The following is an 8,330-nucleotide window of genomic DNA, read 5'->3' as shown; positions in this document are numbered from 1 at the left end:
TTCTTATCCTCTCAGCTATCGTCGGCCACTTACACGAAAATATTTATAGCCTCCCCCCGAGCCATTTTTGCGCGCCACTCCGCCATTTGGGGGAGCCCCCAGATGGTTTAGGGGAACCCCCACGCGAGTTGGGGGAGCCCCCAAAGGAAACAGGGCCGCCCCTAAATGGTTTAGGGGCGGCCCCAAATGGCTTGAGGATTCCCCCAAGCGATTTATGCGCGCCCCAAAATGGAATAGGGCTGCCCCCAAATGAGCCAGGGGAGCCCCTGAATGGTTTTCTGCACCCAGGGAAATCGGCAGAAGTGCCAGTGAAAGTTTTTGGGGTGCGGGAAAAGTGGCGGGCTACTGCGGTGGCTCGTTTCGGAGGTCGCGTTTCCTCGGTATGGGGCGGGCCAAGGCACGGCGCACTATCACTTCAGCGTTTTTCGCCAGGCCAGGGCTTTTTCTTTTAGCCGCAGGGCCAGCTCCGGGTTTTGATCCAGCACGTTGGTGGTTTCTTTTACGTCGGTCTTGAGGTTGTAGAGTTGGGCGTCGGTGCCATCGGCGTTGACGAGTAATTTCCAATCGCCATCCCGCACGGCCACGTTGGGGCTGCGGTCGGCGCCTTTGGGAAAGGCAAAGGCGTTGGTGTTGCGGCCGTATTCCCAGAAGATCGGCCGGGCCCGGGCCGCGGGTTTACCCAGGAGCACGGCGCTGCGTTCCTCGCCATCCAGCGCAAACTCTTTGGGCGGCGTGACGCCGGTGATCGCGCACAGGCTGGGAAACAGGTCGGTGGCGCATAACACGGATTGATCATCCACGCGACCCGCCGGCACGTGGCCCGGCCAGCGGACGATGAACGGCATTCGGGTGCCTCCTTCGTAGAGACTCAATTTGCTGCCGCGCAAGCCGCCGGAGCGACTGCCGCGAAAGCTGGGGAGCGGGCCGTTGTCGCTGGTAAAGACGATGAGCGTTTGCGCGTCCAGCCCCAGGGTCTTGATCCCCTCGAACAGGCGGCCCATCTGGCGGTCGTATTCGTCCAGCACTGCGCGGAACTTGCGTTCTTCCGCCGGGCCGTTGGGGTACAGCCCAAAGCGTTCCTGGCTGGGCACCCAAGGGGTGTGGGTATCGTCCGGCCACAGGTTCACGTAGCACGGTTGCCCTTGGTGCCGCTGTAGAAAGTCCAAGGTCTTATCCACAAAAAACGCGGTGCGGTCCCAGCGTTTCACCTTGTCGTTGGGCGACCAAATCCAGTTGGTGGCGGTGATATCGGGATGCGGTTCCGGGCTTTCCCAGGTGCTGGCGTGTTCATCAAAACCATACGCGGCAAAGCGGGGCGGGTTAAGGACGTCGCGCCCGCCGCCCATGTGCCATTTGCCGAAGTGGCCGGTGGCGTAACCGGCGGCTTTGAGGGTGCGGGCCAGGGAAGGGGCGTTGGGAACCAGGAAATCCGCCTGCTCGCAGGCCCGGTTGCCGGCGCGGGTCTGAAGGTAGCTGGTGATGTTCCAGCGGGCCGGGTACATGCCGGTGGTGGCGCCGGTGCGCGAGGGGGAGCAGATCGGCGAGGCGCTGTAATATTGGGTGAAGCGAATGCCTTCGCGCGCCATCCGGTCCAGGTTCGGAGTGGGCGCAAAGGAGCCGCCGTAACAGCCCACATCGCCATAACCCATGTCATCGGTCAGGATGAAGATGATATTCGGGCGTAGCGGTTTCGTCTCGGCGGTCGAGGCCGGCAGGGCATGCAGAAGCATCCCGGCGGCAGTAACCGCGGCAGCGATGTGGAATCTTGTGATAATCATAAGTACAAGCGAACCAATAACGCGCGCGCTTGCGGAGTGCAAGCCGCAAGTCCGCCCTGCCGCGTAACGAATCAGGAAAAATTGTATCGCAGCTTGGCAAAGCCGCCGGCGCATGATACAGTGCCTGCGAAACAAACGAATTTTTGCGGCGGCTTGTGAATCCGTCTGATAAAACATGACACAACCTCAGAATATCCTGTTGCGGGTGCTGATCGTGGAAGATTGCGAAACCAGTACGCAATTGCTTCTCTTGGTGCTCAAACATGCCGGTTACCAGCCCATCCACCGGCGGGTCGCGACGGCTGGGGAAATGAAAAAGGCGCTGCACGACGAGTCGTGGGACTTGATTATTTCCGACCACCAGATGCCCAGGTTCGACGCGCAAGGCGCGCTCCAAGTGTACAAAGAGTCGGGACTCGACATGCCCTTTATCATTGTTTCCGGTGTGATCGGGGAGGATTTCGCGGTCGCCATGATGAAAAACGGGGCGCATGATTATATCTTAAAGCCGAACATGCACCGGCTGGTTCCCTCCATTGAGCGGGAGTTACGGGAAGCGGTAAATCGCCGGGAATTGAGGCGGGTGACTCAGGCCCGGCGGCATCTCGAGTTTGAGGCGTTTCTCAAATCCGCCCAAACCATTATCGGTCTGAATTCCCGGAAGGAAATCTGGAACCAACTGGCCCGACTGATTGTCCAATTTTTCAAGGCTGGTTGGGTGGCGTTTGCTGAAGCGGGCGAGTCATCAGGCGTCGTCATCACTTCCTGCACGCATCCGGCTGAGGATTTCCCTTGCCGTTTACTCGTGAACGACAACCTGCGGATGATTGCCGGGGTGCTGGAGCACGGCAAGTCGGTGTCGGGGGTGGTTTTGACGCCTGAGCCGTGGCATGCCGCCTGCCTGCCGGTCATGGAAGGGGAGCGGGTGAGTTTTGTCATGCTGGTGGCGCACCAACAGGCGGCCGATTTGTCCCCGGAGTTGCTGGATATTTACCAGGCGTCAGCCAATCTCGCCGGCACGGCCATTGAACTGGTCCGGCATCGCCATCATCTCGAAGAGTTGGTGCAGACGCGCACTGCCGAACTGACCGCCAATAATCGCCGGCTTCAGGATGAAATTACCGAACGCAAACAGGCGGAAAATGCGTTGCGCGAAAGCGAACATAAGTTTCGGATCGTCGCCGATAATACGTATGACTGGGAGTTCTGGATTAACCCCGTGGGCCACTTTATCTATTGCTCCCCCTCCTGCGACCGAATCTCCGGATACACGGCCCAGCAATTTCTGGATGATCCCGGTTTGCAACTACGGATTATTCTTCCGGACGACCAGCCCTTATTTAACCACCATCGGGCACGGGCGCTCCACGGCAAAGATCGTGAGGAGTTGGATTTCCGGATTGTGCGAACGGATGGCACCGTGCGGCATATTCGCCATTCCTGCCAGCCGGTCTTTGATCAAAATGGTGGATTCATGGGAATCCGCGGTAGCAATCGTGACATTACCGAGCGGCGTCTGGTCTCCGAGTCGCTGCGGCAAAGCGAAGAAAAATTCCGGTTATTGTTCGATGGCGCGCCCGACCCCATTCTGCTGCTCGACGGCACCAACCGATTCGTGGATTGCAACGCGGCGGCGGTAAAATTTCTGGGGGCGGCTGACAAGGCGGAGGTACTGGGCTGTCTGCCCGTGGCGTTATCGCCCGAGCATCAGCCCGATGGCGAGCTGTCCAGCGTCAAGGCCGAGCGTCTTTCGCAGTTGGTGTTTGAGCAGGGGAACATTTGTTTTGAATGGGTCCATCGTCGCTTGGATGGTGAGGAATGTAACGTGGAAGTCTCCATGAGTGTCATCGCCATGGGGGATAAAAAAATCAAACTTGTCCATTGGCGGGACATCACGGAGCGCAAACGCATGGAACTGGAATTGGCTCAGGCGCGCGACGCCGCCTTGCAATCCGCGCGACTCAAGGCCGAATTTCTGGCTAACATGAGCCATGAAATCCGCACTCCCATGAATGGCGTCATCGGCATGGCTGGCTTGTTGCTCGACACTGATCTCAACGAACAACAACGGCATTTTGTGGAAACCCTCCGGTTAAGTGGGGAGTCCCTGCTCACCATTATTAATGACATCCTCGACTTCTCCAAGATCGAGGCCCGGAAACTTGTCTTTGAAACGATCGATTTTGATTTGCAGGAAACCATTGAGCAAGCGCTCGAACCGATGGCGGAGCGCGCCTATGCCAAAAAACTGGAGTTGGCCGGACTCGTCCTGCCGGATGTGCCCACTCAGTTGCGTGGCGATCCCGGTCGGCTGCGTCAAGTGCTGTTAAATCTCATTGGGAATGCGGTCAAATTCACTGAGCAGGGTGAGGTTGTGGTACGCGTGTCCAAAGCCGACGAATCCACCACGCGAGTGGTCTTGCGGATCGAAGTCAGGGATACCGGGGTTGGCATCCCGCCCGCCGTGCAACAATCAATCTTCCAGCCTTTTACCCAAGCGGATGGCTCCACCACGCGCAAATATGGCGGCAGCGGTTTGGGGTTGACCATTTGCAAACAGTTGGTGGAAATGATGCATGGCCAGATCGGGGTGAAAAGCGCACCTGGCCATGGTTCCACCTTCTGGTTCACGGTGCGGCTGGAAAAACAACCGGTGAGGGTGAAACAACCGTCCAAATCCATCCCAGACCTGACGCGCGTTCGCCTCCTGATTGTGGATGACAACGCCACGAACCGGGAAATTCTCGAACATCATGCCGATGCTTGGAAAATGCGCCACGCCAGCGTCACCAGCGGGGCCGAGGCGTTGCGCTTGTTGCTGGCAACCCCTTCCGATCCCTTTGACCTGGCCATCCTTGACCTGCAAATGCCGGAGATGGATGGCGTCATGCTGGCGCGCAGTATCAAGGCTGACACGCGGATTGCCCACACCCGGCTGATCATGCTATCCTCGCTCGGCCATCGATTGAATCCCGACGAGTTGCATGCGATTGGCATTGAAACGTATTTGAACAAACCGGTCAAGCAATCGCAGTTATTTGATTGCCTGGCCACCGTCATGGGGTGTACGCCGGCGGCGGTCCGTCGTTTCGTTCCCGTGGTGGCGAACCGCCATGTCGCCGTGCCGCTACGCATCCTGTTAGCTGAGGACAATGTGATCAACCAACAGGTGGCAGTGGGGCAACTGAAAAATCTCGGTTATACCGCTGAGGTTGTGGCCAACGGGCTGGAGGTGCTTGAAGCAATTCGCCACACTGAATACGACGTGTTGCTCTTGGATTGCCAGATGCCTGAAATGGACGGCTATGAGGCCACCAAGCAAATCCGCCAACTTGAACAAACGGGATCGCGGAAACGGCTGCGGATTATCGCCATGACCGCCCATGCCATGCAGGGGGATCGCGAGGTGTGTCTGGCCGCCGGCATGGATGACTATCTCAGCAAGCCGGTTCACTTGCCCGAATTGCAAAAAGCGTTGGAGCGCTGTGTCTCTCCTGGGGAGGATGGTTCGGTGCGAACGGCTGCGAATGCTGAATTGGATGCTTTGAACCAGGTGCCCAACTCCCGCACGGGTGCTTCTCCGGAACCACCAGTGGATTTGGAACGACTGCAGGAGCTATGTGACGCTGATCCCGAATCTCGCCAGCAATTGATTGCACTATATTTCTCCCAAGCGGACGAACTTACCCAAGCCATGCAAGCAGCCTTGGCCGCCGGCAAGGCTGCTGAAATCGCAGCCTTGGCGCACAAACTGGCTGGCTCCAGCGCCTCCTGCGGCATGAATGCCGTCGTGCCCGCGCTCAGGTCGCTGGAAAATCAGGCAAAACAGGGGGATTTATCCCGAGCTGCCCGGTTGTTGGAGCAGCTCTCCCTCAGCTTGGTCAGCATCCGGCAGTTTCTATCCCAGCAGCCTGCCGGCTAATTTCTAATCCTTGTGGAATAACTATGAAAACGATACCTTACGAAGAGGCCGAAGCCATCTGGCAAAGCTTGTTGGAGACGCCACCGGAGCATGGTAAAAAATTCATGGACCGACTGCTCAACATGCAGCCGGCGTTGGTGGTGTATTTGTCCACGCTCATGGAGTCGGAGAAGCCCACGGAAACCCAGTCCACATACTTTTTCATCGGGATTGCCGCCTTGCAGGTCATCCTTACCAAGTATCCGAAATTGCCGGCGGTAACCCCGGATGAACTGGTCGAGGCGGAAGAGCGCAATATTGAATTCCTCAGCAAGCTGGACAATGATCCGCCGATGAAATTCGGCGACAATACCGCCACGCTGATCAATAATTATAATCAAATGCCACTATTGGGAATCGTGCTGGAGGCCTTGATGGAGGGTAACGAGGACACAATGGAACTGGTCGAGGAGGAATCCGGCATGGCCTTACTCCGCATCAAGTCCATGATTGATTGCCTGGATGCGAAACTGAACTGATGAGTCGGTGTGGATCCCCTCATAAGAACACACTCCGTTTTGATTGCCATCAAGGATACTGAAATCCATCGTTGGATCGTGGATCATCGTTGCCGGCACTGAAGCGAACGCCGTCCACAAAACCACGCCCGTCAGTATTTTTGTCTACCTACAAACAATTACTACCGTCGCCGCCCAATTCTGAAATGATGGACCTGAGAAAACTTTGATATGAAACGCATATACCATTGGTTCTACTGGTGCCTCGGGGCCGTTTGCCTGGGGAGTTTTGCCACCCTGACGGTCGCGGCTGTCACGCCAGCCGTTCGACCACCCAACATCGTGATCATCCTGGCCGATGATCAGGGCTGGGGTGATTTAAGTGTGCATGGCAATATCAACTTGCAGACCCCAAATATTGATTCGCTGGCCCGGGATGGCGCCTTGGCCGAACGTTTCCAGGTTTGTGCGCTTTGTGCCCCGACCCGCGCGGAGTTTCTCACGGGACGCTATCATGCGCGCAGTGGCGTGCGTGGCGTCTCCACCGGCCAGGAGCGGCTGAACCCGGACGAAAAGACCGTAGCCGATTACTTCAAAGCCGCCGGTTACGCGACCGGCGCGTTTGGCAAATGGCACAATGGCAGCCAATGGCCGTATCATCCCAACGCGCGCGGATTTCAGGAATATTATGGATTCACCTCGGGTCACTGGGGTGAATACTTTGATCCTCCGCTGGAGCACAACGGCCAAATGGTGCGCGGCAAAGGTTACATCGCGGATGACTTCACCGAACATGCCATGGCCTTTATTGAGCAACACAAGAACGGTCCATTTTTCTGTTACCTGCCATTCAATACGCCGCATTCCCCCTTCCTGGTGCCGGACACGTACTGGAATCGCTTCAAGGATAAATCCATCGCCATGCGTGCCACGGACCCGAAGCTCGAGGAGTTGGACGTGACGCGGTGCGCCTTGGCAATGTGCGAGAACATTGATTGGAACGTCGGCCGCGTGTTACGCAAGCTGGAGGAACTCAAGCTCGCGGAAAACACCATCGTCATTTATTTCTCGGATAACGGCCCGAATAGCTGGCGTTGGAACGGCGGCATGAAAGGCCGCAAAGGTTCCGTGGATGAGGGTGGTGTGCGGGTGCCGTTCCTGATCCGGTGGCCCGACCACATCAAGCCCGACACCAAAATCCGCGAGGTCTGCGGTGCCATTGACCTGCTGCCGACGTTGACCAGATTGGCCGGTGTTCCCTGTGTTCCAGTCAAGCCGTTGGATGGTCGGGATTTCAGCTCGTTGCTATTGGGCGCTGCCACCGATTGGCCGGATCGCATGATCTTTTCGCAGCAAGGCAAGAAAATCAGCGTGCGCACCCGGCAATATCGTCTGGATGATCGCGGCAGCTTGTTTGACATGATCGCTGATCCCGGCCAGACGCAGGATATTTCCGCCCAGAAACCGGAAGTGGCCGCCCGCCTCGCGCAAGCGGTTGCCGCTTGGAAAAACGAAAATTTGTCCGACGCCAAGGATGAACGGCCTTACCCGGTGGGGTATCGCGAGTTTCCCATGACGCCGCTGCCCGCTCGCGATGGTGTGCCGCATGGCGGAGTGAAACGCAGTTCCGGCGCGCCCAACTGCTCCTATTTCGTCAACTGGACCCGCCCTGAGGATCAGATGACTTGGGATATTGAAGTCAACACGAGCGGTGAATATGACACGGCGATTCTATATACCTGCCGGGAAGCCGACGCCGGATCTACCGTTGAACTTAGCTTCAATGGCAGCCAGGTGACCGGCAAAGTCAATCCCGGCTGGAATCCCCCGTTGATTGATAACCAAGACCGTGTGCCGCGCAAGGGCGAGTCATACATGAAAGAGTTCAAGCAGTTGAATCTTGGTGTGTTGAAACTCGAAAAGGGACGCGGCCTGCTCACCTTGCGCGCGCTGCAAATTCCGGGCAAGCAGGTGATGGACATGCGCTGCGTCACGCTTACGTTGCGCACTAATTCCAATGAGCTTTCAAGATGACGCCAAGCTCTGCTTCGTTGTGTAATTTTCCGCGACTCCGCGCTTGTATATGAACGGCGACCTGCGTATTTTTTACCGCACACGGTTGATGAACTAGTA

The 8,330-nt window shown here is 57.2% G+C and carries 4 protein-coding genes; 3 read left to right on the top strand and 1 reads right to left on the bottom strand.

What is annotated here, in order from left to right:
• Positions 1–410: 410 nt before the first annotated feature.
• Positions 411–1,778 (bottom strand): sulfatase-like hydrolase/transferase, encoded by a 1,368-nt coding sequence (locus WCO56_17160; GenBank protein ID MEI7731308.1) that lies wholly within the window; start codon positions 1,776–1,778, stop codon positions 411–413.
• A gap of 175 nt (positions 1,779–1,953) precedes the next feature.
• Between WCO56_17160 and WCO56_17155 the strand changes: the two genes are divergently transcribed.
• From WCO56_17155 to WCO56_17145, 3 genes are all read left to right on the top strand, one after another.
• Positions 1,954–5,700: a response regulator gene (locus WCO56_17155; GenBank protein ID MEI7731307.1), complete on the top strand. Its 3,747-nt coding sequence runs from the start codon at positions 1,954–1,956 to the stop codon at positions 5,698–5,700.
• Between the two features lie 23 nt (positions 5,701–5,723).
• Positions 5,724–6,218, top strand: a complete 495-nt coding sequence (locus WCO56_17150; GenBank protein MEI7731306.1) for a hypothetical protein — start codon at positions 5,724–5,726, stop codon at positions 6,216–6,218.
• A 210-nt stretch (positions 6,219–6,428) separates the two neighbouring features.
• The gene (locus tag WCO56_17145) at positions 6,429–8,231 is read left to right on the top strand and encodes a sulfatase-like hydrolase/transferase (protein ID MEI7731305.1); all 1,803 of its coding nucleotides are present in this window, start codon (positions 6,429–6,431) and stop codon (positions 8,229–8,231) included.
• The last annotated feature ends 99 nt before the right edge of the window (positions 8,232–8,330 follow it).

The sequence above is a fragment of the Verrucomicrobiota bacterium genome, assembly GCA_037139415.1.
GTDB lineage: Bacteria > Verrucomicrobiota > Verrucomicrobiia > Limisphaerales > Fontisphaeraceae > JBAXGN01.
The sequence above is the reverse complement of the archived record's forward strand: the minus strand, read 5'-3'. Positions and strand labels throughout refer to the sequence as shown.

Excerpts from the sequence above, each read along its gene's own strand:
- WCO56_17150 (MEI7731306.1), top strand. The coding sequence starts at position 5,724 with ATGAAAACGATACCTTACGAAGAGGCCGAAGCCATCTGGCAAAGCTTG.
- WCO56_17155 (MEI7731307.1), top strand. The coding sequence starts at position 1,954 with ATGACACAACCTCAGAATATCCTGTTGCGGGTGCTGATCGTGGAAGAT.
- WCO56_17160 (MEI7731308.1), bottom strand. The coding sequence starts at position 1,778 with ATGATTATCACAAGATTCCACATCGCTGCCGCGGTTACTGCCGCCGGG.
- WCO56_17145 (MEI7731305.1), top strand. The coding sequence starts at position 6,429 with ATGAAACGCATATACCATTGGTTCTACTGGTGCCTCGGGGCCGTTTGC.